The sequence below is a fragment of the Agromyces flavus genome (assembly GCF_900104685.1).
In the GTDB taxonomy this organism is placed as follows: Bacteria; Actinomycetota; Actinomycetes; order Actinomycetales; family Microbacteriaceae; genus Agromyces; species Agromyces flavus.
Genome location: NZ_LT629755.1, coordinates 2,589,651 through 2,606,608, shown reverse-complemented (window position 1 = coordinate 2,606,608; position 16,958 = coordinate 2,589,651). Strand labels below are relative to the sequence as shown.

The 16,958-nt window shown below is 72.1% G+C and carries 14 protein-coding genes; 10 read left to right on the top strand and 4 right to left on the bottom strand.

Going from position 1 to position 16,958, the window contains the following annotated elements:
- Nucleotides 1–65 precede the first annotated feature (65 nt).
- Both BLT99_RS12355 and BLT99_RS12350 read left to right on the top strand, forming a co-directional pair.
- On the top strand, nucleotides 66–659 hold the full coding sequence (locus BLT99_RS12355) for a hypothetical protein (protein ID WP_133988411.1): 594 nt from the start codon (nucleotides 66–68) through the stop codon (nucleotides 657–659).
- Nucleotides 660–1,033: 374 nt separating this feature from the next.
- Nucleotides 1,034–1,981 (top strand): phosphodiesterase, encoded by a 948-nt coding sequence (locus tag BLT99_RS12350; protein WP_092672894.1) that lies wholly within the window; start codon nucleotides 1,034–1,036, stop codon nucleotides 1,979–1,981.
- A 38-nt stretch (nucleotides 1,982–2,019) separates the two neighbouring features.
- Here BLT99_RS12350 and BLT99_RS12345 read toward each other — a convergent pair whose 3' ends face one another.
- Nucleotides 2,020–3,663, bottom strand: a complete 1,644-nt coding sequence (locus BLT99_RS12345; RefSeq protein ID WP_229724446.1) for a stealth family protein — start codon at nucleotides 3,661–3,663, stop codon at nucleotides 2,020–2,022.
- Nucleotides 3,664–3,954: 291 nt separating this feature from the next.
- Here BLT99_RS12345 and BLT99_RS12340 point away from each other — a divergent pair, with 291 nt between their 5' ends.
- Nucleotides 3,955–5,271 carry an aminotransferase class V-fold PLP-dependent enzyme gene (locus tag BLT99_RS12340; protein ID WP_092672891.1) on the top strand — a complete coding sequence of 439 codons (1,317 nt, stop codon included), beginning with the start codon at nucleotides 3,955–3,957 and terminating at the stop codon, nucleotides 5,269–5,271.
- Between the two features lie 100 nt (nucleotides 5,272–5,371).
- Nucleotides 5,372–5,866: an FBP domain-containing protein gene (locus BLT99_RS12335; protein ID WP_092672888.1), complete on the top strand. Its 495-nt coding sequence runs from the start codon at nucleotides 5,372–5,374 to the stop codon at nucleotides 5,864–5,866.
- A 30-nt stretch (nucleotides 5,867–5,896) separates the two neighbouring features.
- Here the strand turns inward: BLT99_RS12335 and BLT99_RS12330 are convergent, their stop codons facing one another.
- From BLT99_RS12330 to BLT99_RS12320, 3 genes are all read right to left on the bottom strand, one after another.
- Complete coding sequence (locus tag BLT99_RS12330; RefSeq protein ID WP_092672885.1) at nucleotides 5,897–6,679, bottom strand: SGNH/GDSL hydrolase family protein; 783 nt, start codon at nucleotides 6,677–6,679, stop codon at nucleotides 5,897–5,899.
- An 87-nt stretch (nucleotides 6,680–6,766) separates the two neighbouring features.
- Nucleotides 6,767–6,955, bottom strand: coding sequence for a DUF1918 domain-containing protein (locus BLT99_RS12325; RefSeq protein ID WP_092672882.1), 189 nt, complete (start codon nucleotides 6,953–6,955; stop codon nucleotides 6,767–6,769).
- Between the two features lie 95 nt (nucleotides 6,956–7,050).
- Nucleotides 7,051–8,601, bottom strand: coding sequence for a PucR family transcriptional regulator (locus tag BLT99_RS12320; RefSeq protein WP_092672879.1), 1,551 nt, complete (start codon nucleotides 8,599–8,601; stop codon nucleotides 7,051–7,053).
- A 141-nt stretch (nucleotides 8,602–8,742) separates the two neighbouring features.
- On the opposite strand from BLT99_RS12320, the gene gabT reads away from it, so the two are divergent.
- The 6 genes from gabT to BLT99_RS12290 all read left to right on the top strand — a co-directional run bounded on the left by gabT (nucleotide 8,743) and on the right by BLT99_RS12290 (nucleotide 16,846).
- The gene (gabT, locus tag BLT99_RS12315) at nucleotides 8,743–10,104 is read left to right on the top strand and encodes a 4-aminobutyrate--2-oxoglutarate transaminase (protein WP_092672876.1); all 1,362 of its coding nucleotides are present in this window, start codon (nucleotides 8,743–8,745) and stop codon (nucleotides 10,102–10,104) included.
- Complete coding sequence (locus BLT99_RS12310; RefSeq protein WP_371874201.1) at nucleotides 10,101–11,402, top strand: Glu/Leu/Phe/Val family dehydrogenase; 1,302 nt, start codon at nucleotides 10,101–10,103, stop codon at nucleotides 11,400–11,402. Before gabT ends, BLT99_RS12310 begins: the two co-directional genes overlap by 4 nt.
- A 38-nt stretch (nucleotides 11,403–11,440) precedes the next feature.
- Nucleotides 11,441–12,907 (top strand): NAD-dependent succinate-semialdehyde dehydrogenase, encoded by a 1,467-nt coding sequence (locus tag BLT99_RS12305; RefSeq protein WP_092672873.1) that lies wholly within the window; start codon nucleotides 11,441–11,443, stop codon nucleotides 12,905–12,907.
- Nucleotides 12,908–13,005: 98 nt separating this feature from the next.
- Entirely contained in the window at nucleotides 13,006–14,406 is a 1,401-nt protein-coding gene (locus tag BLT99_RS12300) for a flavin monoamine oxidase family protein (protein ID WP_092672870.1), read from the top strand.
- Nucleotides 14,403–15,290 (top strand): universal stress protein, encoded by an 888-nt coding sequence (locus BLT99_RS12295; protein WP_092672867.1) that lies wholly within the window; start codon nucleotides 14,403–14,405, stop codon nucleotides 15,288–15,290. The genes BLT99_RS12300 and BLT99_RS12295 overlap by 4 nt, the downstream gene beginning before the upstream one ends.
- A complete protein-coding gene (locus BLT99_RS12290; protein WP_092672864.1) occupies nucleotides 15,287–16,846 on the top strand; it encodes an APC family permease in 1,560 nt (519 codons plus the stop codon). The genes BLT99_RS12295 and BLT99_RS12290 overlap by 4 nt, the downstream gene beginning before the upstream one ends.
- Nucleotides 16,847–16,958 lie beyond the last annotated feature (112 nt).

The window sequence follows — 16,958 nt, the reverse complement described above, 5'->3', positions numbered from 1 at the left end:
CCCGTTCGGGAGGCGCAATCGGGAAGCGGCAGGTAGGCTACTCCGGCGAACGGACGAGCGAGATGGTGAACGACATGGTAAACGCGGGAGCGGAGGGAACGGTCAAGCGGCGAGGCCGCCGCGCTGCGGACCCCGTCGGGCCCGTCGGACCGCTCGAGACCGCGACCGCGGCCGTCGCCTCGGCCCTCACCGTCAGCCGTGCCGGACTCGTGACCGCCCGACGTCGAGGCGGCGAGGCGCTCGCCGCGTTCCGGGCCGGACCCGTGCTGCCGTGGGTGTCGGCGCACCGCGTGCTCGTCCTCATCGGCGGTGCCCTCGTGGTGTCCGCGCTGGCGATCGGCGGTGCCGTCGCCATGATCGGCCAGGTGCCTCGGCCGGCGGCCGGAGGCGAGGTCGCCGGTGACGGACCCGCTCGCCCCCAGCCCGGTTCGGACTTCACGATGCCCTCGCCGGTTCCGTCGTCGGCCGCCCCCACGCCGACGCCCACGCCGACGCCGACGCCCACGCCTGCGCCGGGTCCGACCACGGAGCCGCAGGCGCCGATCGTCGATCCCGAGCCCACGACCGAGCCGGAGCCGACGACCGAGCCTCCGACCGACACCAACGGACGGCCGGATCCGCCCGGCGCGACCAACCGCCCCGACAAGCCCAAGGGCTGAGGACGCTCGATCCGACCCGGCACCGCCCGGTCTCGGGCGAACGGTTCCGCCCGCCGGGGGACCGGGTGCACGTTCCCGGCCCAGGGGGACTCATCCGGCGGGCGAACGGCAGGCCGGCCGGAGAAGACTCCCGGGGGACGGGAACGGTCTTCGGCTCTCCCGACCGGCCTGCCACGAGGTGACGAACACCTCGTAAGTGAGTCTCGGGGGTCGGTGTTTCTCGCGGGAGGGCCTTGACAGCGACCCTCGAACGTGGGTCACGTCGACACGTTCAGCTTCGTCACACCCCGCATTCACTGCACGTTCGGTTGCGACTGCTGCGCTAGGTTCGTCACACCCGGACGACCCGCAGAGTCGACGAGACGGAGCATTTCGTGAATATCCGGAGGGCCGAGTATCCGCGGCCGTCGCACTTCCTCCTGCACATCAGCGACACGCACCTGCTGGGAGGCGGACGCCGACTCTACGACCGGGTCGCCTCCGATGCGCATCTCCGCGACCTGTTCGCGCAGTTCGAGGCATCCGGTGCCCGCCCCGAGGCGATCGTCTTCACGGGCGACCTGGCCGATCGCGGCGAGCCCGAGGCGTACGAGCTGCTCCGCGAGATCGTCGAGCCCGCCGCTGCCCGGCTCGGCGCGCAGGTGGTCTGGGTCATGGGCAACCACGACGATCGCGATGCGTTCCGGCGCGGGCTGCTCGGCGACGTCGCGGGCGGACACCGGCCCGTGGACCGCGTCTACGACGTCGGCGGTCTCCGCGTGATCACCATCGACACGTCGGTTCCGGGTCACCACCACGGCGAGCTCACGGGCGACCAGCTCGACTGGCTGGCCGAGGAGCTGTCGATCCCCGCGCCCGACGGCACGATCCTCGCGATGCACCATCCGCCCGTGCCGAGCGTGCTCGACCTCGCGGTGTCGGTCGAGCTGCGCGACCAGGCCGGACTCGCCGAGGTCGTCGCGGGCAGCGACATCCGCTCGATCATCGGCGGGCACCTGCACTACTCGTCGACGGCGATGTTCGCGGGCGTGCCCGTGTCGGTCGCCTCGGCGAGCTGCTACACGCAGGACCTCACTGTGCCGGTCGGCGGCACGCGCGGACGCGACGGCGCCCGGGCGTTCAACCTCGTGCACGTCTACCCCGACACGGTGCTGCATTCGGTCGTGCCGCTCGGCGAGCACCCCGCGCTCGACTGGATCGACGCCGACGAGTCCGCGCGACGGCTCTCCGCCGGCGGTGTGGTGATCCCGGATGCCACGGCACCGGCGATCCTGCGGACGGCCGAACCGCCGTTCACCGAGCCGATCCCGGTGCTCGCCTAGCGCCTCGCCTGGAGCAGCGGCGGCTCGGGGCCGCGGCGTCAGGCCGAGAGGTCGCCGGCGGCGCGACGCAGCTCGTCGAGCGAGGGCACGTCGCCCGTCGCCGACACGGCGGGCGCGGCATCCGCCGCGTCCTTCTCCCATGGCGCCGGGAACGGGAAGTACCGGTCGAGGAAGTCGATGACGGCGCTCGTGCGCTCCTCGATCGAGATCTCGGGGAAGCTGCCGTCGTTGAGGCAGAACATGTCCATGTCGCGACGTTTGAGCAGGCGCTTCATGGCGGGCAGGGCACGCCGCAGCGTGGTTTCGACGTACTTGACCCTCGCATCGGTCTGCACGACCGCGCGGCCCGTGAGCAGCGCGTAGTAGTGGTACAGCGAGTTGGTCACCGAGATGTCCGTCGCCGACCGGAACCGGCTCGCCGCGGTCCGGCGGAACTCGTCGGGGAAGGCGGCCTGGAGCTCGGCCATCACGCTCTTGCGCAGCGGCGCCGCGCAGTGCTCGAGGTGGCGGGTCGTGACCTTGCCGAAGCGCTCGCGGAGGAGGGCACGGTTCACGCGGGCCGCGTTCTCGAAGCCCGATCGGCTCGGATCGGTCTCGCCGAGCCCGATGCGGGTCGTCGCCTCGACGAACTTCGTGACCCCGCCGGGCGAGAAGAACAGGTCGGGCGAGACCGGGCGACCGAAGAACATGTCGTCGTTGGAGTACAGGAAGTGCTCGGCGAGCCCCTCGATGCGGTGCAGCTGGCTCTCGACCGCGTGCGAGTTGTAGGTCGGCAGCACCGAGAGGTCGGCGAACATCTCCTCGCTGCGCACGATGGTGACCTTCGGGTGCTTGGCCAGCCACTTCGGCGCGGGCGAGTCGGTGCAGATGAAGATTCGGCGCACCCACGGTGCGAAGAGGTGCACCGATCGCAGCGCGTACTTCAACTCGTCGATCTGGCGGTAGCGCGCCTCGGACTCGTCGCCCTCGCCGACCACGTAGGTCTGCATCCGGCGCGCCCGCTCGCGCAGGAAGTCGGTGTCGGAGCCGTCGACCCATGAGAACACCATGTCGATCTCGAAGTCGATGTCGCTGGCGAGCGGCGCCCACATGTGCTCGATCGTGCGCCAGTCGCGCCCGTGCAGGTGCACGGTGTCCTCGATCGCCTCGGAGCGCGGGAGGGTGCGCCGCATGAGGGCGTTCTCGCACGGCGCCTCGATGATCTCCTCGCCGAACCGCCAGAACTCCAGTTGCACCGCGGACTCCGCGCCGTACCGCAGGCGGCCGACCGGCTCGATGCGCGGTCGGTACAGCCGGATGGCGCGCGGCTTGCGGTGCGATGACAGCATTCCGTCGGCGACGAGCACGTGCGGGACGTCGGCCGCTTTCTCGGGAACGATCGTCGCGGAGTAGAACGGCTCGTCGGCGAAGGCGCGGGTGAGTGCGCGCACGACCCGCTTGCGCTCGGCGCGGTCGACGGCGATCACGGGCCGGCCGCCATCGCGGCGCACGAGCAGGTACTCGATGCCGGCGTCGTCGAGGGCGGATGCCACGGCGAGCAGGTCCTCGACCATCGACTCGTCGGGCGTCGCGTGCCCGTTCGCGAGCGCGTACTGCCCCTTGCGGACGACCAGGTCGTCACGGTCGAACCGGGCGTGCGGGGTGTTCGGGGAGACGAGGACCAGCTCGGGGACGTCGCTCAGCTGCAGCCCGCGACCCGGATCGGGCACGGGCCGGCGGAAGGCGTCTCCGTTCGCGGCCGTGCGGTCGTCGGGGAACTGGTCGGTCTCGTGGGTCGTCACGTCGTGGGGTGCTCCGGGGTAGGGGGAATCGGCGACGGGTGCCGGGTGCTCCAATCGTACGGCCGGTCCGGATGGCGCGAACGGGGTTGCATGTTGCGCCCCGTTTCCCGACGTGACGCACGGTGACGCCCATGGTTGAGGCGGCCGAGGCGGCGTCCGTAGCCTCGTGCGAACCACGTCCGAGGAGGCGCCATGTCCGGTTCTGCGACCGCCGTGTCGGTCGGCGCCCCGACCCGCGACATCGGACCGCTCGCGGTGCTCGACGACGCCGGCCTCGAGGTGCCCGTGCTCGGCGGGCGGCGCGTGCGGCACGTCAACCTCGACGTCGCGGCATCCGCCCCGGCCCTCTCGGCGGTGAGCGCGCACGTCGCGAGCGTGCTGCCGTACTACTCGAGCGTGCATCGCGGCACGGGCTATCCGTCGCAGGCGTCGACCGCGCTGGTCGACGACGCGCGTGCGGTGGTCGCCCGCCACGTCGGGGCGCGCCTCGACGACGTCGTCGTGTTCACGCGCAACACGACCGAGGCGCTGAACCTGCTGGCGGGTGTCGTCCCCGGCGAGACCGTCGTGCTCGACCTGGAGCACCACGCCAATCTCCTGCCGTGGGAGCGCCGCGGGCGTCGCGTCGTCGTGGCCTCGCCGACCATCGCGGCGACGCTCGGCGCGCTCGCCGCGGAGTTGCGTCGCAGGCCGGCTGCCCTGGTCTCGGTGACCGGCGCGTCCAACGTCACCGGCGAGGTGCTGCCCGTCGCCGCGATCGCCGCCCTTGCGCACGAGCACGGCGCGCGCCTGGCGGTGGATGCCGCGCAGCTGCTGCCGCACCGTCGCGTCGACATCGCGGCATCCGGCATCGACTACCTCGCCTTCTCGGGGCACAAGGCCTACGCGCCGTACGGGGCGGGAGCGCTCGTCGGCCGGGCGGACTGGCTCGACGACGGGCCCGCCCACCTGCAGGGCGGCGGCGCCGTCGAGTCGGTGCGCGTGGACGGCGCGACGTGGAAGACCGGCGCCGAGCGGCACGAGGCGGGCACGCCCAACGTGCTCGGCATCGCGGCGCTCGCGCGGGCCCTCGTCGAGCTGGAGCGCCTGGGGGAGCGGGCCCGCCGCGACCACGAGGACGCCCTCACGTCGCAGCTGCATTCGGGTCTGGCCCGAATCGCCGGCGTGCGCGTCATCCGCGGCTTCGACGACGCCGACGACCGCCTCGGCATCGCCACCATCGAGCTCGAGCGCGGGTCGGTCGGTCTCGTGGCCGCGGCACTGGCGGCCGAGCACGGCGTGTCGGTGCGAGCCGGACGGTTCTGCGCCCACCCCTTCTTCGACCGTGTCGCGAGTCGGGCGAACGGGCTGCGCGCCTCGCTCGGCGCCGGGTCCTCCGCCGACGACGTCGAGCGCTTCGTCGACGCGCTCAAGCGGCTGGTCGCGAACGGCCCGTCGCACGAGTACGACCGCACGCCCGCGGGCTGGTGTCCGCGCGTCGACGACCGCCCGCGTCCGAGCTTCGCCTGAGCGCGGAGGAGGGACGACGGACGGCGGCCGCCGACCGCGGCCCGTGCGGTGGCGCTCGCGGTCGACCCGCCTACACTGGTTCGGGTCGAAAGGGGGTCGGATGCGTCCCATCAGCGAAGACGAGCTCCGGTCGTCGTTCGTGAATGCGACCGATCGCGAGCTCGAGGAGCTCGAGCTGCCGCTGGAGTACCTGCTCGTCGAGTGGGATCGGGTCGACGCGCTCGCGTGGCGCGACCGCAAGGCGAGTCGCCGGGGCTACCTCGTCACGCTCATCGACGACGAGCCGGTCGGCGTGGTGCTGCGCGCGGCCGACCCTCCCGCCTCGCGGTTCCGCGCCGGCATGTGCAACCTCTGCCACACGCAGCAGCCCGCGAACCAGGTCACCATGTTCTCTGCGCGCCGCGCGGGCGAGGCCGGTCGCAACGGCAACACCATCGGCACCTATCTCTGCAGCGACCTGTCGTGCCAGGAGAACGTGCGCCTGCACGCACCGCTCGCGCCCGCCGAGGTGCGCAGCGGCTCGCACGCGTGGTCGCGCATCGACGGCCTCGCCCGACGCACGCGTGCGTTCGTCGAGGGCGTGCTCGCCGACTGACGCGATCCGCCCCAGTGCGCGGCTGCGCCGCTACTCGCCGACCGGCGCGTCGAGCGCGACGGGCTCGAGCGCGGGGCGCTTCGCCGTGCGTCCGTCCCCCGACGAGCGGCCGGTGAGGCGGCGACCCACCCACGGCAGCACGTACTCGCGGTAGTAGGTGGCGGTGTTGCGGCTGCGCGGACCCGCGGGAGCGGCCGCGACCTCGGCGACGCCCCATTCGTCGGGCACCGGCACGCCGAGCGCGGTGAGCACGTTCGACGCGACCTTGGCGTGGCCGAGCGAGTTGAGGTGCAGCTTGTCGGGCGACCAGTAGCGGATGTCGCGGAGCGTCCGGTCGCCGAAGTTGTCGACGAACGTCACGCCGTCGAGCTGCGCGAGGTCGCGGAGCTGGTGCGTCAGCCGCCCACCGCGCGCGTCGAACACCCTGCCGAGCGGGAGGTGGTCGGTCGGGTTCGCGCCGCTCAGCATGAGCACGTGGATGCCCTCGTCGCGGATGCGGTGGATCGCCTGGCGGAAACGCTCGGCCACGACCTCTTCGGGCATGCGGGGGCGGAGCATGTCGTTGCCGCCGCCGTTGAAGCTGATGACCTCGGGCCCGAGGGCGATCGCCGCCTCGAGCTGCTCGTCGATGATGGGGCCGAGCTTGCGGCCCCGGATCGCGAGGTTCGCGTAGCGCACCGGGTCGGGTGCGGCCGCCCGCGCCAGCCCGAGCGCCACGAAGTCGGCCCACCCGCGGGTACTGCCGTCGGGCAGTTCGTCGCCCACGCCCTCGGTGAAGCTGTCGCCGATCGCCGCGTACGAGTGGAAGAGCATGCGTTCCACGCTATCGTGCGCGCCTGAGCGGCATCCCGCCTTGACCGACATGCGCTCGTCGTGCCGCGGCGGACCTCTCGGTGAGCCTCAGTGCGCCGCGTGCTCCAGTTCGCAGTCGCTGCCCGGGTACAGCAGCGCCTCGTGCCCGTCGTCGAAGCGCACGAGGTACGGCGGGCTGCCGTCCGCACCGCGCACCTCGAGGACCTCGCCGTGCCGTTCCGCATTGCCCACGGCCTTGCCGTGGATGACCAGCCGATCGCCGACCGTCGCCTGCATCGGGTACCCCCTCGTCGCGAGAACCGTCCCTCGTCCCACCGTACGCCCGCGATCGGCGCGCTGGGAAGGGAGGAGATCGCGCGAAGGGGAGGCCCCTACTCCGTGGCGAGCAGGGCCGCCCACAGGTCGGCGCGCGCGTGGAAGCCCGAGAGGTCGCGGCCGAGCAGCTTCTCGGCGAGCGCGATGCGGCTGCGCACGGTGTGCCGGTGCACGCCGAGCTCCTGCGCGGTCGCGTCGAATTGGCCGCCGTGCTCGAGCCAGGTGCGCGTGGTCTCCAGCAGGCCGGTACCGTTGGCGCGGTCGTAGTCGATGAGCGGCTCGAGCGTCGCACGGGCGACGGCACGGGCGTCGGTGCGGGCGAGGAACGCGAGCACGCCCTGCCGGCTGATGTCGTCGAACCAGGTGACGCCGGTCCCGGTCTCGCGCGACCGTTCGAGGGCCCGCGTCGCCTGCTCGTGCAGGCGCGCCAGGTCGGCGACGGATGCCGCGTCCGAGACGCCCACCGGCACGTCGAACTCGGTCGCGAGCTCGCCGGCGACGCCCTGGTCGGCGTCCTCGGCGATGACGACGACCTGCTCGCCGGCGCGCCCGAAGAACAGCCGGCCCTGCTTCTCGTCGGCGCGGAGCTCGAGGAACTCGGCCATCCGGTCGTCGTGCTCGGCCGGCAGGTCGGAGATCGCGACGCGCACCGGGTCCTGCGGCAACGGGCCCCACATCTCGGCGGAGACGCCGGCGGCCAGTTCGAGGTCGCCCGCGAGCATGGAGCGCAGCAGTCCGGATCGCAGGTGCCCGCGCGCCCGGTCGAGGTCGCGGTTCTGCTCGAGCGCGAGGCCCGCGAGCGCGATCACCGCCGTGACGACCTCGCGTCCCGCCGCGTCGAGCTCGGCGGAGTCGCCGATGACCAGCACGCCGCGCAGCGCGCCGCCCGCCCCGAGCGTCTGCAGCGTCATCCGCTGCGACCGCCCGACCGACGTGCCGGCCTCGAGCGTGCGGCTCGCGCGCTGGCCGCGTCGCAGCATGGACCGCGCCTCGCCGACCACCTCGCCGAGGGCCGGTTGCCCGAGGCCGCCCACCGGGGCCTCGCGGTCGAGCGCGCCCGCCGCGTCGACGAGCCCGACCCACGTGTCGAGCCGTCGGCTCAGCTCGGTGAGCGTCGCACCGAGCCCGTCGGGCCGGAGCGCCGCGAGCGAGATCGCACGCTGCGCCTGCAATGCCCACGCCTGCCGCGCGTTCGCGTCGGCCGCGTTGAGGTCGGCGATCGTGCGCGCGACGCGGATGAAGGGCACGCGATACGGCACCTCGAGCAGAGGGAGTCCGTGCCGCGCGCACGCCTCGACGAGGAGCTCGGGCGTGGCCCGGACGACCTCGGTGCCGAAGCCGAGCGCGGCGATGCCGGCCTCGCGGAGCCGGGCGACGTACGCGTCGAACGCCGCGGGATCGTCGCGGCCGGCATCGGTGCCGAACTGGGTGCCCGTAGTGAGGAGCACCTGCCCGCGCTCGAGGAACGGCGCCGGATCGTCGAGGTCGGAGCTGTGCACCCACGGCACCGCGGTGTCGAGCGCTCCGTCGGGCAGCGACGCCGCGTCCGTCCGCAGGGTGAGTGCGAGGTCGTCCCGGTCGAGCAGGGTCCGCACGGTGGGCTTCACGGGATCTCCAGATGTACGCGGCGTCGAGCAGAGGTGCCACGAGTGTACATCGGGGAGGGGGTGGCATTCGCTCGACCGTGCCTACCATCGCCTCGGAGGTCACGCCTCCCCGCCACCGCCGTCATTGCATCGGAGCAACCCATGACCCTCGTCGAATCCCCGGCCACCGCCGCCGTCGGCGGCCCCGCCCTCCCGCAGGAGCGCCGCCTCGTCACCAGCATCCCCGGCCCGCGCTCACAGGAGCTCATGGCTCGGAAGGCGCAGGCCGTCGCCAAGGGCGTCGGCACCACCATCCCCGTCGCGGTCGTCGCGGCCGGGGGCGGCGTCATCATCGACGCCGACGGCAACTCGATCATCGACCTGGGGTCGGGCATCGCCGTCACCGGCGTCGGCAACGCGAACCCGCGCGTCGTCGACGCGGTCACCGCGCAGGTGAACGCCTTCACGCACACGTGCTTCACGGTCGCGCCCTACGAGTCGTACGTCGCCGTCGCCGAGAAGCTCAACGAGCTCACCCCCGGCGACCACGAGAAGCGCTCGGCGCTGTTCAACTCGGGCGCCGAGGCCGTCGAGAACGCGATCAAGATCGCGCGCCACCACACCAGGAAGCAGGCGGTCGTCGCGTTCGACCACGCCTACCACGGTCGCACCAACCTCACCATGGGGCTCACGGCGAAGAACATCCCGTACAAGCACGGCTTCGGTCCGTTCGCGCCCGAGGTGTACCGCGCGCCGCTCAGCTACCCCTTCCGCGACGGCGGCCTGTCGGGCGCCGAGGCGGCGGCCCGCGCCATCCTGCAGATCGAGAAGCAGATCGGCGCCGAGAACCTCGCCGCCATCATCATCGAGCCCATCCAGGGCGAGGGCGGCTTCATCGTCCCGGCTCCGGGCTTCCTGCCCGCGCTCGTGAAGTGGGCGAACGAGAACGACGTGGTCTTCATCGCCGACGAGGTCCAGACCGGCTTCGGCCGCACGGGCGCCTGGTTCGCGAGCGAGCACGAGGGCATCGTGCCCGACGTCATCGTCACCGCCAAGGGGATCGCAGGCGGCCTGCCGCTCTCGGCCGTCACCGGACGGGCCGAGATCATGGACTCCGCCATGGCCGGCGGCCTCGGCGGCACGTACGCCGGCAGCCCGATCGCGTGCGTCGCGGCCCTCGCCGCGATCGAGTCGTATGAAGAGGACGGGCTCATCGAGCGCGCGCGCGAGATCGGCTCGGTGCTCATCGGCCGTCTCAACGCGCTCCGCACCGCCGACGCGCGCATCGGCGACGTCCGCGGCCGCGGCGCCATGGTCGCGATCGAACTCGTCGACCCCGAGACCGGCGCGCCCGACGCGACGCTCACCGGCAAGCTCGCCGCGTACGCCGCCGACCACGGCGTGCTGGTGCTCACGTGCGGCACGTACGGCAACGTCATCCGGTTCCTCCCGCCGCTGACCATCGGCGACGACCTGCTCGTCGAGGCGCTCGACGTCCTCGCCGAGGGGCTGAAGCAGGCATGAACCCCGTGACGGCGCCGACGATGTCGCCGACGGATGCCGCGGCATCCGTCACGCTCGAACCGACCCCGCTCGCCGACGCGCGCGCCCAGCTCGCCGAGGCGGTCGACCTGCTGGGCCTGGGCGACGGACTCCACCAGATGCTCGCGACCCCGCGCCGCGAGATGGCCGTGGCCGTGCCGCTCCGACTCGACTCCGGCGAGAGCCGGCTCTACCTCGGCTACCGCGTGCAGCACAACTTCTCGCGCGGTCCCGCCAAGGGCGGCCTCCGCTACGCGCCCAACGTGAACCTCGACGAGGTCCGCGCGCTCGCGATGTGGATGACGTGGAAGTGCGCCCTGCTCGACGTGCCGTACGGCGGCGCGAAGGGCGGGCTCGCGATCGATCCGCGCGAGCACTCGGTCGCCGAGCTCGAGCGCGTGACCCGTCGGTACACGAGCGAGATCCTGCCGATCATCGGCCCGGAGCGCGACATCCCGGCGCCCGACATCGGGACCGACGAGCGCACCATGGCGTGGATCATGGACACCTATTCGGTGAACTCCGGCTACACGGTGCCCGGCATCGTGACCGGCAAGCCGATCTCGCTCGGCGGCTCGCTCGGCCGCGCGTCGGCGACCAGCCGCGGCGTCACGCACATCGCGCTCGCGGCGCTGCGCCACGCGGGCCTCGAGCCGGCCCGCTCGTCCGCGGCCGTGCAGGGCTTCGGCAAGGTCGGTGCGGATGCCGCACGGTTCCTCGCCGAGGCGGGAGTTAAGGTCAAGGCCGTCAGCGACCAGTACGGCGCCATCCGCAACGACCGCGGGCTCGACATCGAGGTGCTCTCCGACCACGTGCGGGCGACCGGCTCGGTCGTCGGCTTCGCCGGTGCCGACGAGCTCGACCGCGACGAACTGCTCACGCAGGACGTCGACCTGCTCGTGCCGGCCGCCGTCGAAGGCGTGCTCAACCAGGCCAACGCCGGGGCCGTGAAGGCCAGCGTCGTGGTCGAGGGCGCCAACGGCCCGACGACGCCCGCGGCCGACGCGATCCTGCGCGAGCGCGGCGTGCTCGTGGTGCCCGACATCCTCGCCAACGCGGGCGGCGTCATCGTCTCGTACTTCGAATGGGTCCAGGCCAACCAGGCGTACTGGTGGCGGGCCGACGAGGTCGAGAGCAGACTGGAGGAGCGGATGCTGAACGCGTGGCGTCACGTGCTCGGCTACGCCGAGGCCCGCGACCTCTCGCTCCGCACCGCCGCCACGGCGCTCGCCGTCGAACGCGTCGCCGAGGCGCACCGCCTCCGCGGCCTCTACCCCTGATCGCGCGAGACCCGCGCACGACACGGAACGGACATCCCATGACCACTGCAACGCAGGAATCCGCCCTCCTCGACCGCGTCGCCGACGGCCTGTTCATCGGCGGCGAGTGGGTCGCCGCCGAGGGCGGCACGACCTTCGAGGTGCGCGACCCGTCCACGGGCGAGGTGCTCAAGGAGATCGCCGACGCGTCGGCGGCCGACGGCATCCGCGCCCTCGACGCGGCCGTGGCCGCGCAGGACGCGTGGGCCAAGACCGCTCCGCGCGAGCGCGGCGAGATCCTCCGGCGCGCGTTCGATCTCCTCATGGAGCGTCGCGAGGACTTCGCGCTGCTCATGACGCTCGAGATGGGCAAGCCGCTCGCCGAGGCGCGCGGCGAGGTGAACTACGGCGGCGAGTTCCTCCGCTGGTTCAGCGAGGAGGCCGTGCGCATCACCGGCCGCTACGGCTGGAACCCCGAGGGCACCGGCCGCATCGTCGTCGCGCAGCGCCCGGTCGGCCCGTCGTACTTCATCACGCCGTGGAACTTCCCGCTCGCGATGGCCACCCGCAAGATCGCGCCGGCGCTCGCCGCGGGCTGCACGGTGGTCGTCAAGCCCGCCGCGCTCACGCCGCTCACGACCGTCGCGTTCGTGCAGCTGCTCGAAGAGGTCGGCCTGCCGAAGGGCGTCGTGAACGTGGTCACCACCACGAGCTCGTCGAAGGTCTCGGGTCCGATCATCGCCGATCCGCGCCTCCGCAAGCTGTCGTTCACCGGTTCGACCGAGGTCGGCCGCAAGCTCATCGAGCAGTCCGCCCAGGGCATCCTGCGCACCTCGATGGAGCTCGGCGGCAACGCGCCGTTCGTCGTCTTCGAGGACGCCGATCTCGACAAGGCCGTGGAGGGCGCGCTCGTCGCGAAGTTCCGCAACATCGGCCAGGCGTGCACGGCCGCGAACCGGTTCATCGTGCACGAGTCGGTCGCCGGCGAGTTCGCCCGCCGCGTGACCGAGCGCGTCTCGGGTATGCGCGTCGGGCGCGGAACCGAGGACGGCGTCGCGATCGGCCCGCTCATCGACGACGACGCCGTCGCCTCGACCGACGAGCTCGTGCAGGACGCGGTCTCGAAGGGCGCCACGGTGCTCGCCGGCGGCTCGCCGATCGACGGCACCGGCTCGTTCTACGCGCCGACCGTGCTCGGCGACGTGTCGGCCGACGCGCGCCTGCTGCGCGAGGAGATCTTCGGACCGGTGCTCGGGATCACGACGTTCGGCGACGAGGACGAGGCGGTGCGGCTGGCGAACGCCACCGAGTACGGCCTCATCTCCTACGTGTTCACGCAGGACCTCGCGCGCGGCCACCGCATGATCGACCGCCTCGACACCGGCATGATGGGCCTCAACACCGGCCTCGTGTCGAACGCGGCCGCCCCCTTCGGCGGCGTCAAGCAGTCGGGCATCGGCCGCGAGGGCGGCTTCGAGGGCATCCACGAGTTCCTCGACACGAAGTACACCCTGATCCCGGCGTAGGCCGGGTCGAGCGGATGTCGCGGCACCGCGTCCCCGCGTCGCTTGCCGCGACATCCGCTCGCCATCACACGCATCACCACACGAAAGCCTGATTCACCATGCAACGGATCGACACCGATGTCGTCATCGTCGGCGCCGGCGCCGCGGGCCTGACCGCGGCCACCGAACTCGTCAAGGCCGGGCGCGACGTCGTCGTGCTCGAGGCGCGCGACCGCGTCGGCGGCCGCCTCTGGACCGGCGACGTGGACGGCGCGATGCTCGAGATCGGCGGCCAGTGGGTCTCTCCCGACCAGGACGCGCTCATCGAGACCCTCGACGAGCTCGGCCTCGAGACCTACCCTCGCTACCGCGACGGCGTGAACGTCTACATCGGACCGGGCGGAGAGCTGAAGAAGTTCGAGGGCGACATCTTCCCGGTGCCGCCGGCGACCGAGCAGGAGATCGTCACGCTCATCGAGAAGCTCGACGCGCTCGTCGCCGAGATCGACCCCGAGGAGCCGTGGGCGCACCCGCAGGCGAAGGACCTCGACGAGATCTCATTCGCACGCTGGCTCGAGACGCAGACCGACGACGACGAGGCGCGCGAGAACGTCGGCATGTTCATCGCCGGCGCGATGCTCACCAAGCCCGCGCACGCCTTCTCGGCGCTGCAGGCGCTGCTCATGGCGGCCTCGGCGGGTTCGTTCTCGAACCTCGTCGACGCCGACTTCATCCTCGACCGCCGCGTGGTCGGCGGCCTGCAGCTCGTGCCGCTCGGACTCGCCGAGCGCCTCGGCGACCGGGTCCGCCTCGGCCAGCCGGTGCGCACGCTCCGCTGGTCGATCGAGCCGACGGATGGCGCCGACGGCGCTTCCGCGGTCGTCGCGGTCACCGACGAGCTCGAGGTCCACGCGCGGCAGGCGATCCTCGCCATCCCGCCGGTGCTCGTCAACCGCATCTCGTACGAGCCGCCGCTCCCGCGCCGCCAGCACCAGCTGCACCAGCACCTCTCGATGGGCTTCGTGATCAAGGTGCACGCCGTCTACGACACGCCGTTCTGGCGCGAGCAGGGCCTGTCGGGCACCGCGTTCAGCCCGTGGGAGCTCGTGCACGAGGCGTACGACAACTCGAACCACGGCGACCCGCGCGGCACGCTCGTGGGCTTCGTCGCCGACGAGGCCGCCGACGGCGTGTTCCAGCTCTCGGCCGAGGAGCGCAAGGCCGCGATCCTCGAGTCGATGTCGCACTACTACGGCGAGCAGGCCAAGCACCCGGTCGTGTACTACGAGAGCGACTGGGGCTCCGAGGAGTGGACCCGCGGCGCGTACGCGGCGAGCTTCGACATGGGCGGCCTCGCGCGCTACGGCGCCGACCTGCGCACGCCGGTCGGTCCCATCCGATTCGCGTGCTCCGACATGGCCGGCAAGGGCTACCAGCACGTCGACGGCGCCATCCGGATGGGTCGACTCGTCGCCGCGCAGATCCTCGAGGCCGAGCCGGTCGAGGCGACCGCGCGATGAGCGACCTCCGGATCGTCGTCGGCTACACGGCCAACGAGTCCGGCGCCGACGCCCTCGCCCTCGCGAACCGCGTGGCGAGCGCCGCCGAGGGCGTCCTCGAGGTCGTCATGGTGCTGCCCTCCGAGGCGCACAACGCGCGCGTGCCCGTCGACCAGGGCTACCTCCGCTACCTGCGCGAGCAGTCGCGCGAGTGGCTCACCGAGGCGTCCACGCACCTGGGGGCGGATGTCGCGTCGAAGCTGCACATCCGCTACGCGGAGTCGTTCGCCGAGGGCCTGATCGACGCCGCGCACGAGTTCGACGCGAACCTCATCGTCGTCGGTGCGGCCGGCGGCGGACGCCGCGCGCACGCGCGCGTCGGCTCGGTCGCGAACGAGCTGCTGCACTCGTCCGACGTTCCCGTCGCGCTCGCTCCGCCGGGTGCCCGCGAGATCACGGCCGGCCTGGGCGTCACCCGCATCACCGCGTGCATCGGCACGCGGCCGGGTGCCGACGAGCAGCTCGAGGCGGCGACCGCGCTCGCCCGCGCGACGCGCGCACCTCTGCGCCTGCTCTCGCTCGTGCCCATCGATCTGCCCGCCGGCCTCGACACCCACCTCGCCGAGCTCACGAGCTCCACCCACGCCGAACAGGTGCTGCACGACGCGCACCGCGCGCTGCCCGACGGCATCGAGGCGACCGTCGAGATCGCCCGCGGGTCCACCATCGAGGACGCCGTGCACGCCCTCGACTGGCACGACGGCGAGCTCGTGCTCGTCGGCTCGAGCCGGCTCGCGGCGCCCCGCCGACTCTTCCTCGGCTCGACCGCGGCGAAGGTGCTGCGCGAGCTCCCGGTACCCATGATCGTGGTACCGCGCACCACCCACGGAAAGACATCGCAATGACGCACGAACCGCAGCAGTCCCAGTCCGGCGCGCCCCTCACCGAGGCGACGCGCGCGGTCGACGCGCCCCAGGGCGGTATCACCCGCAAAGGCCTCTCGGCCGGGTCGGTCGGCCTCATCGGCGCGATCGTCATCGGCATCTCGTGCATCGCACCGGCCTACACGCTCACGGCGGCCCTCGGCCCGACCGTGTCCGAGGTCGGCACGCAGGTGCCGGCGATCATCCTGCTCGGCTTCATCCCCATGCTGCTCGTCGCGTTCGGCTATCGCGAGCTCAACCGCCGCATGCCCGACTCGGGCACGTCGTTCACATGGGCGAGCCGTGCGTTCGGACCGTGGATCGGGTGGCTCGCGGGCTGGGGGCTCATCGCGGCCACCATCCTCGTGCTCTCGAACCTCGCCGGAATCGCGGTGGACTTCCTGTTCCTGCTCATCTCGCAGGTCGCCGCCAATCCCGAGATCGCCGACCTCGCGGCGAACCCGTTCATCAACGTCGTCGTGTGCCTCCTCTTCATGCTCGGCGCCACGTGGATCTCGTACCGCGACATGCAGACCACGCAGAAGGTGCAGTACTGGCTGGTCGGCTTCCAGGTCGTCGTGCTGGTGCTGTTCTCGGTCGCGGCGCTGGTGGGCGTCGCCAACGGCACCGCGTTCGACGCGACGCCGATCGAGCTCAGCTGGTTCAACCCGTTCGCGGTGAGCGACTTCAGCGCGCTCGCGGCCGGCCTGTCGCTGTCGATCTTCATCTTCTGGGGCTGGGATGTCACGCTCACGATGAACGAGGAGACGAAGGGCGCCGAGACGACGCCCGGTCGCGCCGCGACGCTCACGGTCGTCATCATCGTGGCGCTCTACCTGCTCATCTCGGTGTCGCTCATCGCGTTCGCCGGCGTCGGGACGGGCGAGTTCGGGCTCGGCAACCCCGACATCCAGGACAACGTCTTCTTCGCGCTCGCCGGCCCGGTCCTCGGCCCGCTCGCCGTGCTCGTCTCGATCGCGGTGCTGTCCTCGTCGGCAGCGTCGCTGCAGTCGACCTTCGTCTCGCCCGCGCGCACCCTGCTCGCGATGGGGCACTACGGCGCGCTGCCCGAGAAGTTCGCGAAGGTGAGCCCCCGGTTCTTCACGCCCGGGTACGCGACCATCGTGTCGGCGGTCGTGGCATCCGTCTTCTACACCGTCATGCGCTTCGTCAGCGAGAACGTGCTCTGGGACACCATCACCACGCTCGGCATGATGATCTGCTTCTACTACGGACTGACCGCCTTCGCGGCGGTGTGGTACTTCCGGAAGACCTGGTTCCGCTCGGTGCGCGAGTTCTTCTTCACGCTGCTGTTCCCGCTCGTCGGCGGCGTCATCCTCGCCGTGCTGTTCTTCACGACGCTCATCGACAGCATGGACCCCGACTACGGCTCGGGCTCGCACCTGTTCGGGCTCGGACTCGTGTTCATCCTCGGCATGGTGGTGCTGCTCACCGGCATCGTCATCATGATCTGGCAGGCCATCAAGCGGCCCGCCTTCTTCCGCGGCGAGACGCTCTCGCGCGCCTCGGCCGACTGAGACCGCACTCGGGTTCGCCGCGTACGGCGGGACCGAGCGCGCACCCCGATCCGCCCCGCCGGCGACACCCGGCGGGGCGGTTCGTCGTGTGCCACCGGGCGGTCGAGACGCG